Below are 19,850 nucleotides of genomic sequence, written 5' to 3'. Positions count from 1 at the left end.
AATCAAAAAGAGAAATATGAATATTACCTTTTTAATCCACAGATTCTAAGAATTTCATTTTGCTGTTTGAACATAATCTTTTCCTCTTCATCTGTCTGATGATTATAACCAAGAAGATGTAAAAAACCATGTACTGTTAGAAAACAAATTTCACAATCAAAGGAATGAACATACCTTTTAGCCTGCTCTTTTGCCTTTGAAATAGAAATGATAATATCACCTAGTACACAATGTGTTTTGCACTTAATAATTCTTGTTTCATCTAGAATAGATTCTTCCATTGCAAAAGAAAGAACATCAGTTGGCTGATTGATTTAACGATACATGTAATTTATTTCTTGCATACGTTTGTTATGAACAAATGTAACAGAAATCTCAGCTTCTTCTATGAACTCTTGCTTTGCTACTCTTTCTAATACTTTTCTAATGAGATTAAAATATTCCTCTTTTACTGTTGCAGTTTCATCTGAAAAATCAATTAGTAAAGCCGAATACAGAATATACATTAACATTTGATGTAGCGGGAAGTATAGGTTCTCCAGCAGAAGTAACAGTAGGTAATCTGAATGCCACTCAAGAAATAGTTCCATTAACAAAGAAGCAGTATACAGGATTTAAGCCGGAACATCATGAGATGAAGTTTAAAACAGGGGAAGATGTGTCAAACTTTGCTGTCAAACTTGCTTCTACAGCAAATGGGAGGGTTAAGTTTGATAATGTACAATTAAAGAAAAAGGAGAAACCTTATATTTTAAATATTGATTTTGACCACAATTCAAGTTTAGAACCTCTTAAACCATGGGGCAATATAAATTACAATATTGAAGAGCATGCAGGAGTAAATAATTCTAAGGGACTTCATTTAAACGCATCATACGGTGGATATATTAGTGGATTCATAACTTTGAAGCCTAATACTACATACATACTGTCCGTATCTGGAAAAGCAAATATTCCTGGTTCAGAAGTAGTGGTATCAGTAGGGGTTAATGGAAGCGGCCAAGCTAATTTGGAATTTACCTCCTCACAGTATGAACAAAAATCGCTCGAATTTACTACTCCAAATTCTATTAAGTCAAGTGATTTCTACATTTATAATCCTTTCGGGTTCAGCTTTGATGCCTATCTTGATGATATCGTACTAGTTGAAAAGTAGCCATAATAAAAAATATATTTCTATCATTGACATATGAAAAAAATTCTAGAAATGAGCCGCCATATGCCTATCGACTTGAGACTTTGAAATGTATCCAAAACGACGTTTGTTCTTTCTACATTTATTTATGAGAATTCAGTTCGTTTTTCATTTTGAGGAACAATGAATTTCTTAAATTGATGGCAATGTGATGCTATCCCTAAAAGTCGCGACTTTATTTAAAGGCGACATTAAAAATATTCTTCAAATCCTGAAAGCGTAAGTCGGCCGTAAACTAAAAGAAGCATAAGTTGGCCAAAACGGCCATCTTATGCTTCTTGTTATAAAAATAAAAAACCACCAAATATGTATTGGTGGAGACGGTGGGAGTCGAACCCACGTCCAAAAGTATCGGCACTTAAGCTTCTACGAGTGTAGTCGATATATTAGCATTTCGCAAACTCTTCGGCCTATCGACAGGCTTCCAAGTTGCTAGTCTGGTTATGCTCTTCCTTTGCCCTCAGACGGCGAACTCCGGCGTAGCCCACTTAGAGTGAGTCCGCTACCCTACCACATGGGCGATGGAGGGGCGAACCGCTAAAAGCTGTTATTAAGCAGCTAAAGCGAAGTTGTTTTGTTGTTTGCCAGTTATAGGCTTTGACGTTTTAACGAGGCCGATCCCCTCGACTCGCAACCTAAGCTCGAACTACCCCTGTCGAATCCGTAACGTCCCCATATAAGAAATGGAGCATACGAAGTATATTCGTGATAGCTACTATTGAGCTGTTTTTCAATGTTCAACTGGCCTTACATTTGTTATTATAGCACACGATCGTCATTTTGCAATTGTAAATTTCTGTATTACATCTTTTGACGATCGCGGAATACACGTGCAATTTCACGTTTTGCTTCTTTTTCTTTTAAATCATGGCGCTTATCATATTGCTTTTTACCTTTACCTAAACCAAGTGCCATTTTCGCAAATCCATTTTTCAAGTAAATTTTAAGCGGTACAAGCGTATAGCCTGTCTCTTTCGTATAACCGATTAGCTTTAAAATTTCTTTTTTATGAAGAAGTAACTTTCTTGTGCGAAGCGGCTCATGGTTAAAACGATTTCCTTGTTCATATGGACTAATGTGCATATTATGTACCCATACTTCACCATTTTGCACACGCGCAAAGGCATCCTTTAAGTTTACACGACCTGCACGAATCGCCTTAATTTCCGTTCCTTGAAGGACAAGACCTGCTTCATATGTTTCTTCAATAAAATAATCATGGAATGCTTTTTTATTTTGTGCGATGACTTTCCCTTGACCTTTTGGCATCTCTTTGCTGCCTCCCTTCATTTGTATCATTGTAACAAAATATGAAGAAAGAAGCCATATACGGCTTCTTTCTTACTTACGTTTTTTCTTTTTCTTCTTAAAGCTCGGTGCATTTTCAAAGAATGACTTTTTCTTTTTGTTTCCATTTCGTTTTTCATTGTGATTTGATCCTTTTCCTTGCCCTCCGCGATTGTTATCACGATCACCGCGTTTTTTTCTATTTCCTTTTGGCTGGTCAATGACAACTGGACGATCTTTTCGTTGTCGTTTCACACTGCCTTTCATACCGACAATTTCAAAATCAATTGCACGTTCTTCTTTGTTTACGTTCATAACGCGAATTGTAATTTCATCACCAATACGGAAGATGTTTCCTGTCCGTTCGCCAATCATCGCAAAATGCTGTTCGTCATAACGATAGTAGTCATCTGTTAAATAGCTAACATGAACAAGACCTTCAATTGTATTTGGAAGTTCTACGAATAAGCCGAAGTTTGTTACAGAACTAATAATCCCGTCGTATTCTTCACCAATTTTATCAAGCATGTACTCAGCTTTTTTCAGCTCATCTGTTTCACGCTCTGCTTCAACAGCGCGGCGCTCCATATTAGAAGAATGCTCCGCAATATCCGGTAAATTTTCACGCCATTTTGATTGTGTTTCATTGTCCACTTTTCCATTAATTAAATATGTGCGAATTAATCTATGCACAATTAAATCAGGGTAGCGGCGAATCGGTGATGTGAAATGTGTATAAAACTCTGTCGATAAACCGAAGTGACCTAAACTATCTGCATCGTAGCGCGCTTGCTTCATGGAACGAAGCATAACTGTTGAGATCACAATCTCTTCTGGTTGACCTTGTACCATTTCAAGAATTTGTTGCAGCGCACGTGGATGTACTTCATTTCCTCGTCCTTTTACCGCATACCCAAAGCTTGTAATAAACTCAAAGAAACGCTCTAGTTTATCTTCTTTTGGATCTTCGTGAACACGGTACATAAACGGTACGTTCATCCAGTGGAAATGCTCTGCAACGGTTTCGTTTGCTACTAGCATAAATTCTTCAATAAGCTTTTCAGCAACAGAACGCTCACGTAATACAACGTCTGTCGGCTTTCCTTCTTCATCCACTAATACTTTTGCTTCTTTGAAGTCAAAATCAATAGCCCCGCGGCGCATACGCTTTTCACGTAAAATAGCAGCTAGTTTCCCCATTTCTTGGAACATTGGGATTAGCGGCTCATAACGTGCCATTAATTCTTCATCTTCATCGTCCAAAATACGCTTCACATCAGAGTACGTCATACGCTCCGCTGTTTTAATCACACTTTGGAAAATTTCATGCTTCACTACTTCCCCTTGCTCGTTAATTTCCATTTCACAAGATAAAGTTAAGCGGTCTACCTTTGGATTTAATGAACAAATTCCGTTAGATAAACGATGCGGAATCATTGGGATAACACGGTCTACAAGATAAATACTCGTTCCCCGCTCAGCTGCTTCGCGGTCAATTGCTGAGCCTTCTGTCACGTAATGACTTACATCGGCAATATGTACACCAAGCTTGTAATTGCCGTTCTCAAGCTTCGTTACTGTAACCGCATCATCTAAGTCTTTCGCATCCGCACCATCAATTGTAACAATTGTTTGATCTCGTAAATCGCGGCGCCCTTGTAAATCGTTCTCATCAATTGTTTCTGGTACACTGTTCGCATGCTCCATTGCATCTGCCGGGAACGCAAGCGGTAAGTTATGCTTATGAATAACGGATAAAATATCCACGCCTGGATCGTTTTTATGACCAAGAATTTGAATAACTTCTCCTTCTGCACTTAAACGATCTTGCGGGTAGCTTGTAATTTTAACAACAACTTTATGCCCTTCTACCGCACCCATAGAAGCATTTTTTGGAACGAAAATGTCGCTCGTCCAGCGTTTATTATCAGGGAGCACAAATCCAAAGTTTTTCGATTCTGTATACGTACCAACTAATTCTTTTGTTCCACGCTCTATGATACGAACAATTGTCCCTTCCTTGCGCGAACCGCTTGACTCTGAACTAATACGCGCTAATACTGTATCACCGTGCAGGGCGCCTTTTAATTCTGTTGGCGGTATGAAAATATCATCTGTCCCTTTTTCTTCTGGTACGACAAACGCAAAGCCGCGGGCATGTCCAATGAGTTTACCGCGCACTAAGTTCATTTTCTCTGGAAGACCATAGCGATTACTTCTCGTCCGCACAACAAGTCCTTTTTCCTCCATAATGACAAGTGCCTTCACAAATTCTTTAAAATCCGCCGCATCTTCAATACCAAACGCTTCTTCTAACTCTTGCACAGTAAGCGGTTTATATGCTTCTTCTTTCATAAACGATAACAATTTATCGATATTTTTTTGAATAATTTCCTCCAAGTACAAAAACCTCCTTCTAAATCCTCGTATTTTATATTGTATCCGAAAAGATAATCATATATAAATGATGCTGTCTTATATAAAGTGCAACTTCCATCAGCGGGGGGCTTACTGCCCGCGAATAGCGGGATAAACCCATTTTGTTTTTTCACATATACATCACTGTCATCCTAAACAATACAGGACCTGCTCTGGCTTTCTACCTTTGTTTCAAACCTCGCACGTGGCACAAATGGCAAATTGCTCTCACCAACCCTAAAAAGAAATGGATTTTTATATTGTTATATATGTAAAAAAGAGGCAACTAGATCTTACCAATCTAGTTGCTCCAAGAAGTTATATACATCTTCATGCAGCTCATCACGCTGCTTATCAAGCGTAATTACATGTGTAGAATCTTCGTACCACTTAACTTCTTTCACATTTGATTCTACTCCATTATAAATAATGTTCGCGCTATCTGTATTAATCATTTCGTCATGGCGCGCTTGCACAACAAACGTTGGTGCATAAATCATATCAATGTTATTGCGTACATCCCGAATTAAATCTTGCAGTGCTCTTAATGTGTTCATCGGTGTTTGCTTAAACGCAAACATCTCTTCTTCAATCTTCTCTGGTGATTTACGCTCACGTTTTTTATATTCGCGTGCGTACGCTAATATACCTTGGTACATCGTTTCTTCGCTTTTAATGTACATTGGGGCACACATTGGTACCACTCCGATAATCGGCATTGTATAAGCAAGTTTTAATGAAAAGACACCGCCAAGCGATAAGCCAACAGCTGCAATCTTTTCATATCCTTTATCTTTTAAATGTTGATATGCTTCCATTACATCTTTCCACCAGTCTTCTGGACCCGTGTGCACAAGCTGCTCTGGTGGTACACCATGGCCTTTATAAATCGGAGCATGACATGTGTAGCCTTTTGTCTCTAAATAACGTCCAAGCATACGAACATCAGCAGAATTTCCTGTAAAACCGTGTAATAGTAAAACTGCACGTTCTCCCGCTTCAAATGTAAATGGTTTTGGGGATGCTAGTTTCATTTCTGTTTCTCCTTCTCTTTCTATAATGTAATCCTCATATATTGTCTATTCATAGTGTAACATAGTTTCTTTTCCATAATCTAATCAGAAATTTCCTCCGGAGAAATAAAAAAAGATTCAACCCGGGAAGGTGAATCTTTTTTTATTATACTTGTAAATACGTAACAGCAAATGTTAACACGAAGAATAATACAGCAAGAACAATTGTAATGCGGTTTAATACAGCTTCTACTCCGCGTGCTTTTTGCTTACCGAATAATTGCTCCGCACCGCCAGAAATTGCACCGGATAAACCAGCACTCTTACTAGATTGCATTAATACAAGTACAATTAATAACAGCGATACAATAATAAGTAAAACTGATAAAAACGTATGCACTTTACATGCCTCCTAAAGTTTCAATTACTTTAAATGTAACATAAAATAATTGGAAAAGCGAGAGCGTCTCATACACCTAATACTTCACCAGATTAAATAAAAAAAGCTGCAAATAACGGTCCTAATAGACATGTTAAGATTGCTGTTAATGTCATTGTCACCGATCCAATTACGCCCTCGTGCTCATTGTTTTTCATCGCACGCATAACGCCCATAATATGCGATGCACAGCCAAATCCTATTCCTCTTCCAACAGAATTTGTCACTCTGCTCCATTTTAATAAAAGCGGACCAGAAATTGTTCCAGATATCCCGGCAACTACTACGAAAGCAGCCGTTAACGATGGAACACCGCCAACTTCTTCTGACACACTCATAGCTACTGGCATCGTTACTGACTTTGGTAAGGAAGATAAAATTAAACTTTTATCCGTTCCCATAACAGTTGCAATGATCATATCACTTGCAATGGCAACGATTGTTCCTACCAATACACCGCCAGCAATTGGGACAACATACTTCTTCAAAACGCCGCGTTGTTTATAAAGAGGGATCGCAAACGCTACTACACCGGGTCCAAGTAATTTCGAAATCCAGCCCCCGCCGCTTTGCATGTATTGTTGATATGGTATATCACATACGATTAACAAGATAATCATCAAAGCTGTTGCGACAAGCATGGGAATCGTAAACGGTGTTGGAAACCACTTATAAATCTTCTTTGCTAGTTGATACAATAACGCTGTTAACATAACCCAACCAATTCCAATTACTATACTCATTGTGTCTCTTTTTCCTTTCTATTCGCCAAGTATTGTCCTGTATGCCCTGCTACAATGATAATTAAAAACGTACTCGCGACAACAGTAATGAACAGCGAAATACCTTTATTCATAAAAAAAGAACCATAATTCATTAAACCAATAGTTGGAGGTATTAGTAAAAATGGCATAAGAGCAACTAAAGTTTCTGCTCCTAATTCAAACCATTTCACTGGAAGGACTTTCAATCCAAGCGATACAAGTAACAAAAACATTCCTATTAAACTTCCTGGAATCGGAAGATGAAGTGCTTCTCCTATCCACGTTCCAATCATATTAAACACGTAAAGCGCTGCTACTTGGACAATAATTTTTGTGAATTTCATCTGCCTATCATCCTTCATTATGCGATTCTTGACATTTTCTACATTTATCATAGTACAAATTGTAAAAACCTGCAATTTATCTGATTGACAAATAAAACACAATATGGTATGCGCTTTCATTACTATTTTTACTGTATTTGTAAACGTTATTAGCAATTGGATTTTTTTATTGTTATATAAAGTTTATATTTTCAAAATTTTCGAGTGACAAAAAAAAAAAAAAAAAAAAAAACAATTGCTTCACTTCGCAATTGTTTTTCGCAAGAAACGCTTTTAATTTCCTTCTGGTAATTGAATTGGATCGAATTTTTCATCATAAGAAATTTTTGTATCCCCTGTAATTTGAATCGTGTCTTTACCCGTTTTCATCTCGGCATTTGTCTTAATAGATTCAACTTTAAATTCTTTTGTAATAACATACTCCGTATGCAGTGAATCAACAGTTGCCTGTTGGCGTTCAAATGTTGTTTTCGCACTTTCATTCACGCTGATTAAATAGTCCTTCGCTTCTTGTCCATTCAACTGAAATGAAAGTTTATATTTCTCTCCATCTTTCTCCACTTTCATCTTATCTGTCAGTTGTAATGTTTTCTCAAGCTCTGCTATCGTATTTTTAGATGTTTTGAAATCATAAGCTTTCATTTGATTTAATTGATTTGCTGGAACTGAGATAAACTTTCCTGAATTCGGATCTTTCACTTCAGCTGCAATCTTCCCGCCTACATCAAAGACGACAAAATCTGTCCCATTCATATTCATTTCAGTTCGAGAGTTTCCTTTATTCGGCTCAGACTGCGCTTTTACTTTCGTGTCTATTGATATATTGGCAGCCTTCGTATTCAAATCACATGTCATAGTAACGTGTTCTGCTTTTTTGAAATAATCAGTAGCCTTCGTAAAAATATCTTTTGCCGTTAGTTCTTTAACTTTCTCTTTCTCTTTTTGCACTGATACTGTTTTAGGTTCTTCAGTCTTTGTAGTTTTTTCACTGCTGCATCCCGCTCCTATAAGAAGTACAAAACTGGAAACTGCAATAATTTTTTTCATAAACCCTTCCTCCATTACCAACTTTACTCTTAGTTATATAAGAAATCGAAATCATTGCCAAGTGTTTTTTCATTTTCCAACAGTTTCTATATATAATAAAAAACCTCCTATTACTGTAGATATCCCACAGTAATAGGAGGTTAAAAGCAATACCTATTGTACTACCTTACAGAAATTACTTCTTAAGGTTGTAGAAAGATTTTAAACCATCGTAAACAGCGATTTCGCCTAGTTCGTCTTCGATGCGTAATAATTGGTTGTATTTTGCAATACGGTCAGTACGGCTCATAGAACCAGTTTTGATTTGGCCAGCGTTAGTTGCAACTGCGATGTCAGCGATTGTAGCATCTTCAGTTTCACCAGAACGGTGAGATACAACTGCTGTGTAACCAGCACGCTTAGCCATTTCGATTGCTTCGAAAGTTTCAGTTAAAGTACCGATTTGGTTAACTTTAATTAAGATTGAGTTAGAGATACCTTTTTCGATACCTTCAGCAAGTTTTTGCGTGTTAGTTACGAATAAATCGTCACCAACTAATTGAACTTTTTTACCAAGACGGTCAGTTAATAACTTGTGGCCATCCCAGTCGTTTTCGTCTAAACCATCTTCAATAGAGATGATTGGGAAGTTATTGCAAAGATCTTCGTAGAAATCAACCATTTCTGCAGAAGTCATGCTACGGCCTTCGCCTGTAAGATCATATTTACCAGTTTCTTTGTTGTAGAACTCAGAAGAAGCAACGTCCATTCCTAAGAATACGTTCTCGCCAGCTTTGTAACCAGCTTTTTCGATTGCTTCAATGATTACTTCTAATGCTTCACGGTTAGAACCAAGGTTTGGAGCGAATCCACCTTCGTCACCTACTGCTGTGTTAAGACCTTTATCATGTAATACAGCTTTTAATGCATGGAATACTTCAGCACCCATACGGATTGCTTCTTTGAATGTTGGAGCACCAACTGGTAAGATCATGAACTCTTGGAAGTCTACGTTGTTGTCAGCGTGAGAACCACCGTTGATGATGTTCATCATTGGAGTTGGTAATTGTTTTGCATTGAATCCACCAAGGTAACGGTATAATGGAAGACCTACATAGTCAGCTGCTGCATGAGCTACTGCCATAGATACACCAAGGATAGCGTTAGCGCCTAATTTACCTTTGTTTGGAGTGCCGTCTAATTCAATCATAGCACGGTCGATTCCAGCTTGGTCAGTTACGTCGAAACCAACGATTTCTGGAGCGATAATTTCGTTTACGTTATTTACTGCGTTAAGAACACCTTTACCAAGGTAACGAGATTTGTCACCGTCACGTAATTCTACTGCTTCATATTCACCAGTAGATGCACCACTTGGTACTAATGCGCGTCCGAATGAGCCGCTTTCTGTGTATACTTCTACTTCTACAGTTGGGTTACCACGAGAGTCTAAAACTTCACGAGCATAAACATCTAAAATTGCTGGCATATTATTTCTCTCCTTTTATATGAGTAATTATTTAATAATTGTTTTACCTGTCATTTCTTTTGGTTGTTCAACGCCAAGAAGTGTAAGCATTGTTGGAGCGATATCTCCCAAAATACCGCCTTCACGAAGCTCAATACCTTCTTTTGTAACGATGAAAGGAACCGGGTTCGTTGTATGAGCTGTCATCGGTGTGCCTTCTGGAGTTAACTCCTCGTCAGCATTACCATGATCAGCAGTAATAAGTGCTACACCATCTTTTGCAAGAATTGCTTCTACAACTTTTCCTAAACATTCGTCAGTTGCTTCTACTGCTTTAATTGTTGGTTCCATCATCCCAGAATGGCCAACCATATCACAGTTTGCAAAGTTAAGAATGATTACATCATGCTTATCATTTTCAATTTCATTTACTAAAGCGTCCGTAACTTCGTAAATGCTCATTTCAGGTTTCAAGTCATAAGTTGCAACCTTAGGTGAGTTAATTAAAATACGCTCTTCTCCTGGGAATTCAGCCTCACGACCACCGCTAAAGAAGAATGTAACGTGCGGATACTTTTCAGTTTCCGCAATGCGAAGTTGTTTTAATCCCGCTTGTGAAACAACTTCACCTAACGTATTATCCAAGTTCATTGGCTTGAACGCTACGTAACCTTTTACCGTTTCACTAAAGTGTGTCATACAAACGAATTCTGGAATGCGAGGTACTTTTTCACCACGATCGAACTCACGGAAATCTTCGTTTGTAAACACACGAGCAATTTGAATTGCACGGTCTGGACGGAAATTGTAGAAGATGATTGCATCATCATCATTGATTGTTGCAACTGGCGTTTCATCTTCATTTACCATTACAGACGGCAATACGAATTCATCATAGATACCATTTGCATAAGAGTCATCCACACACTCATATGCTGTTTTGTAAGTAGGGCCTTCGCCGTTCACCATGGCACGGTAACATTTTTCAACGCGATCCCAACGCTTGTCACGGTCCATGGAGTAGTAACGACCGGAGATTGTCGCGAACTGTCCTACTCCTGTTTCTTTGATTACTTCATTTGTTGCATCGATATAACCTCTTGCTGTTTGCGGACCAACATCGCGGCCATCTAAGAACGCATGGAGATATACTTTCTCCACACCTTCTTTTGCAGCTAAGCGAAGAAGTGCAAACATATGGTCAATGTGACTATGCACACCGCCATCAGAAAGTAAACCGAATAAATGAAGAGCTGTACCTTTTTCCTTTACGTGTTTCATTGCACTTTGGAACGTTTCGTTCTGATCGAATTCACCTTCACGAATTGCAACGTTAACACGTGTTAAGCTTTGGTATACAACGCGGCCGGCACCAATATTTAAGTGACCTACCTCAGAGTTACCCATTTGACCTTCTGGAAGACCTACCGCTTCACCGCACGCTGTAAGCGTTGTGTGAGGGAACTTGTTCCAGTAACCGTCGAAATTAGGTTTCTTAGCTTGTGCTACAGCATTCCCGTATGTTTCTTCACGTAAGCCGAAACCGTCAAGAATGATTAAAGCTGTTGGCTTTCTCATTTTACCGCCTCCAAAAGACCTAGGAAGGAAGCAGGCTCTAAGCTAGCGCCACCAACTAAAGCACCATCGATATCAGATTGTGCCATATATTCTTTAATGTTTTCAGGTTTTACGCTGCCGCCGTATTGAATACGAACTGCTTCTGCAGCTGCCGGAGAAACAGCTTCAGCAACAACTTTACGGATGTGCGCACATACTTCGTTTGCATCTTGTGCAGAAGAAGATTTACCTGTACCGATTGCCCAAATTGGCTCATATGCGATAACAGTCGCTTTTACTTGCTCGTCTGTTAAGCCTGCAAGTGCTTTCGTCACTTGACCTGCTACAAGATCAAATGTTTTTCCGCTTTCGCGCTCTTCTAACGTTTCACCACAGCAAACGATTGGCGTTAAACCATGCTCAAATGCTGCAAGAGTCTTTTTGTTTACTGTCTCGTCTGTTTCAGCAAACATTTCACGGCGCTCAGAGTGGCCAAGTACTACGTAGCTCACTTTTAAGTCGCTAAGTGCTACTGGGCTAATTTCGCCAGTGAATGCACCGTTTTTCTCGAAGTGCATGTTTTGTGCACCTACTTGTAAGTCAGTTCCTTCTGAAGCTGCTACAAGACGCTCTAAGAAAAGAGCTGGTGAGCAAACAACTGCATCAACAGCCGCCGCTGCTGGGATTTGACCTTTTACTTCCTCTACGAAGCTAACTGCTTCAGATAGAGTTTTATTCATTTTCCAGTTACCTGCGATAATTGGTTTACGCATGCTTTGCACCGTCCTTTTTCTTGGCTGCTAATTATTTGTCGTTAAGACAAACTACACCAGGAAGTTCTTTACCTTCCATAAATTCTAATGACGCACCGCCGCCAGTAGAAATGTGGCTCATTTTATCAGCCATACCGAATTTTTCAACAGCTGCTGCAGAGTCACCACCGCCGATAACAGAGTATGTACCTTCTGCATCTGCTAATGCTTGTCCTACTGCTTTTGTACCTTCTGCATATGGAGCCATTTCGAATACGCCCATCGGTCCGTTCCATACAACAAGCTTAGAGTTTTTAATTACATCTGCATAAATTGCACTTGTTTTTGGTCCGATATCTAAACTTTGCCAAGTAGCAGGAATAGAATCGATATCTACAACCTGTTGGTTTGCAGTTTCAGAGAAGTCATCTGCAATGACGCAATCAACTGGCATGTAGAAGTTTACACCTTTTTCTTTTGCAAGTTGTATAAACTCTTTTGCTAGTTCAATTTTGTCGTCTTCACATAGAGATTGTCCGATTTCATGACCTTGTGCTTTTACAAATGTATAAGCTAGTCCACCACCAATGATTAAGTTATCAACTTTATCAAGTAGATGACGTATTACACCGATTTTATCTTTTACTTTCGCACCACCAATGATTGCTGTAAATGGACGATCTGGATTAGAAAGTGCTTTACCTAGTACTTCTAATTCTTTTTCCATTAAGAAACCTGATACTGCTGGTAAGTAATCTGCAATACCTGCAGTAGAAGCATGAGCACGGTGAGCTGCACCGAATGCATCGTTTACGAAAATATCAGCAAGAGCTGCAAATTCTTTCGCAAGTTCTGCATCGTTCTTTTCTTCGCCTGCATAGAAACGTACGTTTTCAAGAACTAATACGTCGCCTTCTTTCATTGCTGTAACCATTTCTTGCACAGCAGGTCCGAATGCTTCGTCCGCTTTTTTCACGTCTTTACCAAGAAGCTCACCTAAACGTACCGCTACTGGAGTTAGACGCATTTCTTCTACTACTTGTCCTTTTGGACGACCTAAATGGCTTGCTAAAATCACTTTCGCACCTTGCTCTACTAAATATTGAATTGTAGGAAGAGCTGCACGAATGCGAGTCTCGTCTGTAATTTTGCCTTCTTTCATTGGTACGTTGAAGTCAACGCGGCAAAATACTCGTTTACCCTTTAAATCTACGTCACGAATTGATTTTTTATTCATTGGATTTCCCTCCGACTAGTTAGGATTGACAAAACCCATTCAAAAGCTTATCACATTTGCTTCTAAAACGAAAGAAGAGAGAGGGAACAAACCCTCTCCCTCGTTTTGTCATTGATAACTGATAAACTTAAGAATTAAAGACCTTTAGAAGCGATATAGTCTACTAAGTCAACTACACGGTTAGAGTAACCAGTTTCGTTGTCGTACCAAGAAAGAACTTTAAGCATGTTGCCTTCCATAGTCATTGTAGATAATGCATCGATTGTAGAAGAGCTTGTGCATCCATTATAGTCGATAGATACTAATGGCTCTTCGCTGTATCCAAGGATACCTTTTAATTCGCCTTCAGCTGCTGCTTTGAATGCTGCATTTACTTCTTCAACTGTTACTTCTTTCTCAAGCTCAACAACTAAGTCAACAAGAGATACGTTAGCAGTTGGAACACGAACTGCACCACCGTTTAATTTACCTTTAAGTTCTGGTAATACTAAAGCTACTGCTTTCGCTGCACCAGTTGTAGTTGGAATCATGCTCATTGCTGCTGCACGTGCACGACGTAAATCTTTATGTGGTAAGTCTAAGATTTGTTGGTCGTTAGTGTAAGAGTGAATAGTTGTCATCATACCACGTTTTACACCAAATTTTTCGTTTAATACTTTAGCAAATGGAGCTAAGCAGTTTGTAGTACAAGAAGCGTTAGAGATTACATTATGGTTAGCTGCATCATATTGCTCATGGTTAACGCCCATAACGATTGTGATATCTTCGTCAGAAGCTGGTGCAGAGATGATAACTTTTTTAACTGATCCACCTAAGTGTTTCTCAGCGTCTGCTTTTTTAGTGAAACGGCCAGTAGATTCTACTACTACTTCTACACCGTAGTCGCTCCATGGTAATTGAGCTGGGTCGCGCTCAGCGATAACTTTGATTTCTTTACCGTTAACGATAATGCTGTCGCCGTTTGCAGATACTTCTGCGTTTACTGTTCCGTGAACAGAATCATATTTCAAAAGATGTGCTAATGTTTTTGCATCTGTTAAGTCGTTAATTGCTACTACTTCCACGTTAGGGTTGTTAAGAGCTGCGCGGAATACCACACGTCCGATACGGCCAAATCCATTAATACCAATTTTAGTCATTTGAATTTCCTCCTTGGGGGATGTATATTAAGGGTTATTTACCCTTTACTAACTCTTTTGCTGCACCTTCATCGGTAATTAGTAATGAAGTGTGCCCTTGCTTAATTACTGCTTGAATTGCTTTTGCTTTTGATGAACCTCCAGCAACTGACACGACATGAGACACATGCCCTAAATCTTCAAGCTGCATGCCAACTGTTTGTACTTTATGAACAACTTCACCTTTTTCATTGAAGTAGTATCCAAAGGCTTCACCGACTGCTTTGTTCTCTTTAATTTTCATCCAATCTGCTTCTAGAGTACTTCTTCTCCGCGCCATTGTTAAGGCATCACCGATTCCGTGAATGACAATGTTGGAAGATCGAATCAACTCCAGAATTTCTTTCACAGAAGGTTCTGTCACAATGGATGCGTATGCCTCGCTGCTTACGTGGTCTGGAACATACAATAAGCGATAATTACTCGCTGTATTTTGTGCCATTTTCGCACAAATCGTGTTTGCTTCTAGCTCAACACTCTCTCCAATTCCACCGCGTGCTGGGACAAATAACATATGTAGATCCCTGCAATCAATTTGCATCATATCAGCTACGGCAGCTATCGTGGTTCCTCCAGTCACAGCAACGATATTATTTGCTGTCAGACGATTTTTTATACAAGAGGCACAAGCGCGGCCCATCTCCAGCTTGACCCAAGGTGATTCATCACTATCACCAGGGACAACGAAAACTTCATCCAAGTCTAATCTTTCCTTAAGCTGCTTTTCCAAAACCTTCAAACCAGAAATTTCTTTCATAAAGTCTTCCAAAGCAAGAACAACAGCTGTTCCTTCTTCTGTTAATGTCATTCCAGAAGAGGCGACGTGAACCAAGTTCTCATCTTTCAAAACTTGTACTTCACTTCGTAATACTCGTTCTGTCATACCAAGACTTGCAGATAAATTTCTTCTACCAATAGGTTGTGTTAACCTGATGTACTGAAGAATTTGCATTCTCTTTTGCATAACAGGTAGCAGATCAGGTAATAATTTTTTTGTATACTGAATCCATGAGCGCATCATATTGTATCTCCTCACCACATTGGTTCATTCCCTATGTGGTCATTATATGTCCCGTAGTGACATATTGTGTCCCGCATAGAGTAAAAAAATAATCCCTGCTACATTTATTATTGTAACAGGAGATCTAAAGTTATTCAACTCTTATCGCGCGAATTATGCTGTTTATTATGACATCTTTGTGAATAATTCCATATTCTACCTCTTCCCCTTCAATTTCAACGACGGGGATCATAAGATGATACTTCTCTAACAGTTTTTCATCCTCATATATATTTATTTCCTTCAAATCAAATACGTATTCATCTTTCAACTCTTGCAGAAGTTTTTTTGCCTTTTGACAAAGACCACATTCTTCTTTTGTATATAGAATAACCTCCATATTCATCACCTATACAATCGTTTTTCGCAGCGAAGAAGCTGGAATATTTAACTGCTCGCGATATTTCGCCACCGTTCTGCGCGAAACAACAATTTCGTGTTCTTCTTCTAATATTTTTGAAATCTTTTGATCTGAAAGTGGTTTTTTCTTATTTTCTTTCTCTACAAACTCTCCGATAAGCTGCTTTACTCTCTTCGTTGAAATTGCCTCATCCTCTGTTGTTGCTACCGCATTGCTAAAGAACGACTTCATTTCAAATAAACCATACGGTGTTTGCACATATTTATTGCGCGTTGCTCGGCTAATCGTTGACTCATGAACTCCTAATATCTCGGCCACTTCTTTTAGTGCAAGTGGTTTTAAATATTGCGGACCACTCATAAAAAAGTCGCGCTGCTTTTCAATAATTACTTCCATTACATTTAAAAGCGTTTGTTTCCTTTGTTTTAAACTACGCATAATCCATTGTACATGCTGATATTTTTCCGAAACATAAGAAGCGACGTCACTTTCACTATTATGAAGAAGCTCACTATATTCTGAATGAATTTCAATTCTCGGCATATTACGTTCATTCATCTGAATCACCAAACGATTCTCTTCTTTTTTCACCGCCATATCTGGAACAATGTACATCGGCTTCTCCGCCGAAAACGCCAAACCTGGTTTCGGCTGCAGCGATGTAATCACATGAACAGCTTCTTGTAATTCTTCTGTACTACACTTCAATACGTTTGCTAACTTGCGCCAATCTTTCTTTACAAAATATGCAAAATGTTCATCTACAATCATTTCCGCTAAAGCACTCCTTTTTTGTAAGCGCTTTAATTGAATGGATAGACACTCTTGAATATTTCTCGCTCCTACCCCTGCTGGCTCTAGCGATTGAACAAGCTCCATACAGCTATTCACTTCTTCTATACGTACCGATAATAACGACGCTAATTCCTCATTCGTTTCTTGTAAATACCCGTTCTCATTCACATTTAATATAATGAATGAGGCAATTTTTCTTTGCTCTTCATCTATTTTGTAATACTGCAATTGGTTTACTAAATGTTGTTGAATCGTTGTGGAATCCACACTATAAATTTCCATTTGATTCTCAGTTTGTTTACTCGTTGTTTTACTCTTTTTCTTTTCCCTGTCAAAGCCACCTAGCTCGATAAGGGGATTTTCCAGCGATTGCTCATACAAAAACTCCGTTAATTCCTGCACATTGTACTGGAGCATTGTAATCGCTTGTCTTAACTCTTGCGTCATTGCCAAACGTAAACTTTGTTCTTGTAAAAGACTTGCTTTCACCCTAATCTCCCCCTCACTTCTATTGTACAATAAGTTTGTTAAAAGGAGAATCCTGCACAGACACCCATTCCAAAATATTGTTAACTTATATGTATTAATGAAATTTCCATCTTACAACCGAAAAATGAATAATATTGAAAGAAAATAATACCACATGTAAATGATTAATATATACTAAATACTAATATCAACTACTAATTTTAGATATAATAACATAAATTTCACTTCCATACTATTACTATAAAATTAAAAAAGCCCTAACCTACAAATGTAAGTTAGGACTTTTTGACGCGCCCAGAGGGATTCGAACCCCCGGCAGACGTGGTACCGGAAACCACCGCTCTATCCGACTGAGCTATGGGCGCATGATTATAAATTCTATGGCAAAAGGATACCTTTTTATTCTATCGCGCACTGTTTATTATACGATATCTTCGTTTTGGAAGCAATTACTTCTTATCTCGTAATCCCTGAATAATTCTCCATGCAATATGCGGCCCACATCACGTAATGATGTGGGCCGCTAATCATTAAACAATACTATTTATGCAAATGATATGGAACCGTTGTAATCACAATATCTTTATTGCGCATAAACCACATGCGCAGAAGAAGTGCACTTTGGTTATGCAACGCATTGTGCCACCATTTGTGCGTAATAAACTGCGGAATAATAATATGAATATGTCCCCCACCTTTTTGTTTCGCTTCTATTGTTTTAATAAGACGATTCAGCGGTTCAAGTATAGATCGATATTTACTGCGAAGAACTACCAGTCTACAAGGAGTTCCCCATTCTTTCCACTTCTTCTCCATTTTATTTATGGATACATCATCGAAACCAACGTATACAGCAATTGGATCAACATCTACACTTTTCGCAAAGGATATTGTGTTGTTTACAACACGATGAACACCTGACACTAAAACGAGCGTGACTACATCGCTTGCTTCTGGGCGTTCCGTTTGCATATCGATGCGCAATTCTTTTGCAACATCTTCATAATGCTTGTAAATGGACATTGAGATGAAAATAATAATCGGCAAGACAACCAATACAACCCAAGCGCCACCCGTAAACTTTGTAACAGCAAAAATAACGGCAACGATTGATGTAATTACAGCACCGACTGTATTAATCGTAAACTTGATTTTCCAATGCGACCCTTTTACTCGCTTCCAGCGGCGCATCAAACCAATTTGCGCTACTGTAAACGAGAGGAACACACCGATTGCGTATAATGGAATTAACGCATTCGTATGCGCATGAAACGCTATAATCAAAATGCATGCTAGTGATGCTAGCGCAATAATTCCATTCGAATATCCTAAACGATCTCCGCGATTTGTTAAACTTCGAGGCAAAAATCCGTCTCCCGCTACAATCGCAGCAAGCTGAGAAAATCCTGTAAATGTAGAGTTTGCCGCTAAAATTAACACAATAAACGTAAACCATATAATTACTTGATATAAAATTCCATGGCCAAAATACATGCCGGCTAACTGTGACAACATCGTGTTGTGCGGGTCTGGCGTAATACCTTTCGCATACAGATGAAACGAAAATCCTAACAGTGTCACAGCTGTAATCGAACCTAAAGCAATATACGTTCTAATTGCGTTTTTTTGCTGTGGTTCTCTAAAAATAGGAACTGCATTTGAAATCGTCTCAATTCCTGTAAGTGCTGAACAAGCTGAACTGAACGCTTTCAAAACTAGTAAAGTTGTTAAGCCCTCTGGAACTGTTCCAAAGCTTGGCGTACTCGGTTGAATAAACCCGTGACGAAGTTCATCAAAAAAGCCTGTAAAAATTAACATTAACATACAAATCATAAATCCGAATGTCGGCCAAGCAAATACGCGAGCTGATTCTGCTACTCCGCGTAAGTTTACAAGCACTAAAAGAACGACGCATAAAATGGCCAAAATCGTTTCATAAGGAGCGACTACAGGATACGCTGAAGAAACAGCTTCTATCGCCGCAGATACAGATACAGCTACGGTCAACACATAATCAACAAGTAAAGAGCTGGAGGCAACAAGAGAAATCCAGCGTGGCTTGAAGTTATCTTTCGCAATCGCATACGCTCCCCCGCCGTTTGGATATGCCAAAATCCCCATAATATATGAGACAATCAAAATTGCCAAAAGAACGATAGTAGAAATGGTAATCGGCAGAATTAACCATTTCGCATCAGGACCAAGTCCTACAAGCTCTGTCATTCCTGATTCCGGTCCATATGCAACAGAGGAATACAAGTCTGCTGACAGGATTGGCAGCGCGATTAACCAAAATAACTTGTTATGTTGCGCATGAAGCTCTGACGTTCGCATCGGACGACCAATTAAAAAACGCTTCACACTACTGAAATTACTTGCAGAAAACCAAATTGCAATTAATGCGAATATAATTAACATCGCTTCCAACCATCTAACTAAAGTGTGATGATCCATAACTCTTTCTCCT

At 38.8% G+C, this 19,850-nt stretch carries 16 protein-coding genes, 1 tRNA gene, 1 other RNA gene and 2 pseudogenes; 1 reads left to right on the top strand and 19 read right to left on the bottom strand.

Annotated elements, in window-relative coordinates; all coding sequences use genetic code 11:
- Positions 1-23 precede the first annotated feature (23 nt).
- A pseudogene (gene ybeY, locus PLX19_RS13220) lies at positions 24-506 on the bottom strand (rRNA maturation RNase YbeY).
- On the opposite strand from ybeY, the pseudogene PLX19_RS13215 reads away from it, so the two are divergent.
- A pseudogene (locus tag PLX19_RS13215) lies at positions 482-1,156 on the top strand (carbohydrate binding domain-containing protein); the annotation flags it as partial. The pseudogenes ybeY and PLX19_RS13215 overlap by 25 nt on opposite strands.
- Positions 1,157-1,507: 351 nt before the next feature.
- On the opposite strand, the gene ssrA reads toward PLX19_RS13215, so the two are convergent.
- The 18 genes from ssrA to PLX19_RS13125 form a co-directional block, all read right to left on the bottom strand.
- Positions 1,508-1,869, bottom strand: a transfer-messenger RNA (tmRNA) gene (gene ssrA, locus PLX19_RS13210).
- Between the two features lie 127 nt (positions 1,870-1,996).
- Positions 1,997-2,464 (bottom strand): SsrA-binding protein SmpB, encoded by a 468-nt coding sequence (gene smpB / locus PLX19_RS13205; RefSeq protein WP_272189096.1) that lies wholly within the window; start codon positions 2,462-2,464, stop codon positions 1,997-1,999.
- A gap of 72 nt (positions 2,465-2,536) precedes the next feature.
- Complete coding sequence (gene rnr / locus PLX19_RS13200) at positions 2,537-4,837, bottom strand: ribonuclease R (RefSeq protein WP_442869051.1); 2,301 nt, start codon at positions 4,835-4,837, stop codon at positions 2,537-2,539.
- Between the two features lie 356 nt (positions 4,838-5,193).
- Positions 5,194-5,934 (bottom strand): alpha/beta hydrolase, encoded by a 741-nt coding sequence (locus PLX19_RS13195; RefSeq protein WP_272189094.1) that lies wholly within the window; start codon positions 5,932-5,934, stop codon positions 5,194-5,196.
- Positions 5,935-6,079: 145 nt separating this feature from the next.
- Positions 6,080-6,313, bottom strand: a complete 234-nt coding sequence (gene secG, locus PLX19_RS13190; protein WP_090915984.1) for a preprotein translocase subunit SecG — start codon at positions 6,311-6,313, stop codon at positions 6,080-6,082.
- A gap of 92 nt (positions 6,314-6,405) precedes the next feature.
- Positions 6,406-7,095, bottom strand: coding sequence for an LrgB family protein (locus tag PLX19_RS13185; RefSeq protein ID WP_272189093.1), 690 nt, complete (start codon positions 7,093-7,095; stop codon positions 6,406-6,408).
- Positions 7,092-7,460 (bottom strand): CidA/LrgA family holin-like protein, encoded by a 369-nt coding sequence (locus tag PLX19_RS13180; protein ID WP_272189092.1) that lies wholly within the window; start codon positions 7,458-7,460, stop codon positions 7,092-7,094. Before PLX19_RS13180 ends, PLX19_RS13185 begins: the two co-directional genes overlap by 4 nt.
- A gap of 273 nt (positions 7,461-7,733) precedes the next feature.
- Positions 7,734-8,507 carry a DUF6612 family protein gene (locus PLX19_RS13175; RefSeq protein ID WP_272189091.1) on the bottom strand — a complete coding sequence of 258 codons (774 nt, stop codon included), beginning with the start codon at positions 8,505-8,507 and terminating at the stop codon, positions 7,734-7,736.
- A gap of 175 nt (positions 8,508-8,682) precedes the next feature.
- Entirely contained in the window at positions 8,683-9,975 is a 1,293-nt protein-coding gene (gene eno / locus PLX19_RS13170; protein WP_090998036.1) for a phosphopyruvate hydratase, read from the bottom strand.
- A gap of 27 nt (positions 9,976-10,002) precedes the next feature.
- The gene (gene gpmI / locus PLX19_RS13165) at positions 10,003-11,532 is read right to left on the bottom strand and encodes a 2,3-bisphosphoglycerate-independent phosphoglycerate mutase (protein WP_272189090.1); all 1,530 of its coding nucleotides are present in this window, start codon (positions 11,530-11,532) and stop codon (positions 10,003-10,005) included.
- Positions 11,529-12,284: a triose-phosphate isomerase gene (tpiA, locus tag PLX19_RS13160; RefSeq protein WP_272189089.1), complete on the bottom strand. Its 756-nt coding sequence runs from the start codon at positions 12,282-12,284 to the stop codon at positions 11,529-11,531. Before tpiA ends, gpmI begins: the two co-directional genes overlap by 4 nt.
- 31 nt (positions 12,285-12,315) lie before the next feature.
- Positions 12,316-13,500 (bottom strand): phosphoglycerate kinase, encoded by a 1,185-nt coding sequence (locus tag PLX19_RS13155; protein WP_272189088.1) that lies wholly within the window; start codon positions 13,498-13,500, stop codon positions 12,316-12,318.
- 134 nt (positions 13,501-13,634) lie between these two features.
- The gene (gene gap, locus PLX19_RS13150) at positions 13,635-14,639 is read right to left on the bottom strand and encodes a type I glyceraldehyde-3-phosphate dehydrogenase (protein ID WP_020061700.1); all 1,005 of its coding nucleotides are present in this window, start codon (positions 14,637-14,639) and stop codon (positions 13,635-13,637) included.
- A 34-nt stretch (positions 14,640-14,673) separates the two neighbouring features.
- On the bottom strand, positions 14,674-15,696 hold the full coding sequence (locus PLX19_RS13145) for a sugar-binding transcriptional regulator (protein WP_272189228.1): 1,023 nt from the start codon (positions 15,694-15,696) through the stop codon (positions 14,674-14,676).
- Between the two features lie 133 nt (positions 15,697-15,829).
- The gene (locus PLX19_RS13140; RefSeq protein WP_272189086.1) at positions 15,830-16,078 is read right to left on the bottom strand and encodes a glutaredoxin family protein; all 249 of its coding nucleotides are present in this window, start codon (positions 16,076-16,078) and stop codon (positions 15,830-15,832) included.
- A 9-nt stretch (positions 16,079-16,087) separates the two neighbouring features.
- The gene (gene rpoN / locus PLX19_RS13135) at positions 16,088-17,383 is read right to left on the bottom strand and encodes an RNA polymerase factor sigma-54 (protein WP_272189085.1); all 1,296 of its coding nucleotides are present in this window, start codon (positions 17,381-17,383) and stop codon (positions 16,088-16,090) included.
- Positions 17,384-17,672: 289 nt separating this feature from the next.
- Positions 17,673-17,748 (bottom strand) — tRNA-Arg (locus PLX19_RS13130).
- A gap of 175 nt (positions 17,749-17,923) precedes the next feature.
- Positions 17,924-19,837 carry an APC family permease gene (locus PLX19_RS13125; RefSeq protein ID WP_272189084.1) on the bottom strand — a complete coding sequence of 638 codons (1,914 nt, stop codon included), beginning with the start codon at positions 19,835-19,837 and terminating at the stop codon, positions 17,924-17,926.
- Between the last annotated feature and the right edge of the window lie 13 nt (positions 19,838-19,850).

The organism is Bacillus sp. BP-3, from assembly GCF_028401955.1.
Lineage (GTDB): Bacteria > Bacillota > Bacilli > Bacillales > Bacillaceae_G > Bacillus_A.
This window is presented reverse-complemented; position numbering and strand designations above follow the sequence as displayed.

Excerpts from the sequence above, each read along its gene's own strand:
- PLX19_RS13145 (WP_272189228.1), bottom strand. The coding sequence starts at position 15,696 with ATGCGCTCATGGATTCAGTATACAAAAAAATTATTACCTGATCTGCTA.
- PLX19_RS13155 (WP_272189088.1), bottom strand. The coding sequence starts at position 13,500 with ATGAATAAAAAATCAATTCGTGACGTAGATTTAAAGGGTAAACGAGTA.
- gap (WP_020061700.1), bottom strand. The coding sequence starts at position 14,639 with ATGACTAAAATTGGTATTAATGGATTTGGCCGTATCGGACGTGTGGTA.
- gpmI (WP_272189090.1), bottom strand. The coding sequence starts at position 11,532 with ATGAGAAAGCCAACAGCTTTAATCATTCTTGACGGTTTCGGCTTACGT.
- PLX19_RS13140 (WP_272189086.1), bottom strand. The coding sequence starts at position 16,078 with ATGGAGGTTATTCTATATACAAAAGAAGAATGTGGTCTTTGTCAAAAG.
- rnr (WP_442869051.1), bottom strand. The coding sequence starts at position 4,837 with ATGAAAGAAGAAGCATATAAACCGCTTACTGTGCAAGAGTTAGAAGAA.
- PLX19_RS13185 (WP_272189093.1), bottom strand. The coding sequence starts at position 7,095 with ATGAGTATAGTAATTGGAATTGGTTGGGTTATGTTAACAGCGTTATTG.
- PLX19_RS13180 (WP_272189092.1), bottom strand. The coding sequence starts at position 7,460 with ATGAAATTCACAAAAATTATTGTCCAAGTAGCAGCGCTTTACGTGTTT.
- smpB (WP_272189096.1), bottom strand. The coding sequence starts at position 2,464 with ATGCCAAAAGGTCAAGGGAAAGTCATCGCACAAAATAAAAAAGCATTC.
- tpiA (WP_272189089.1), bottom strand. The coding sequence starts at position 12,284 with ATGCGTAAACCAATTATCGCAGGTAACTGGAAAATGAATAAAACTCTA.
- eno (WP_090998036.1), bottom strand. The coding sequence starts at position 9,975 with ATGCCAGCAATTTTAGATGTTTATGCTCGTGAAGTTTTAGACTCTCGT.
- PLX19_RS13195 (WP_272189094.1), bottom strand. The coding sequence starts at position 5,934 with ATGAAACTAGCATCCCCAAAACCATTTACATTTGAAGCGGGAGAACGT.
- PLX19_RS13175 (WP_272189091.1), bottom strand. The coding sequence starts at position 8,507 with ATGAAAAAAATTATTGCAGTTTCCAGTTTTGTACTTCTTATAGGAGCG.
- PLX19_RS13125 (WP_272189084.1), bottom strand. The coding sequence starts at position 19,837 with ATGGATCATCACACTTTAGTTAGATGGTTGGAAGCGATGTTAATTATA.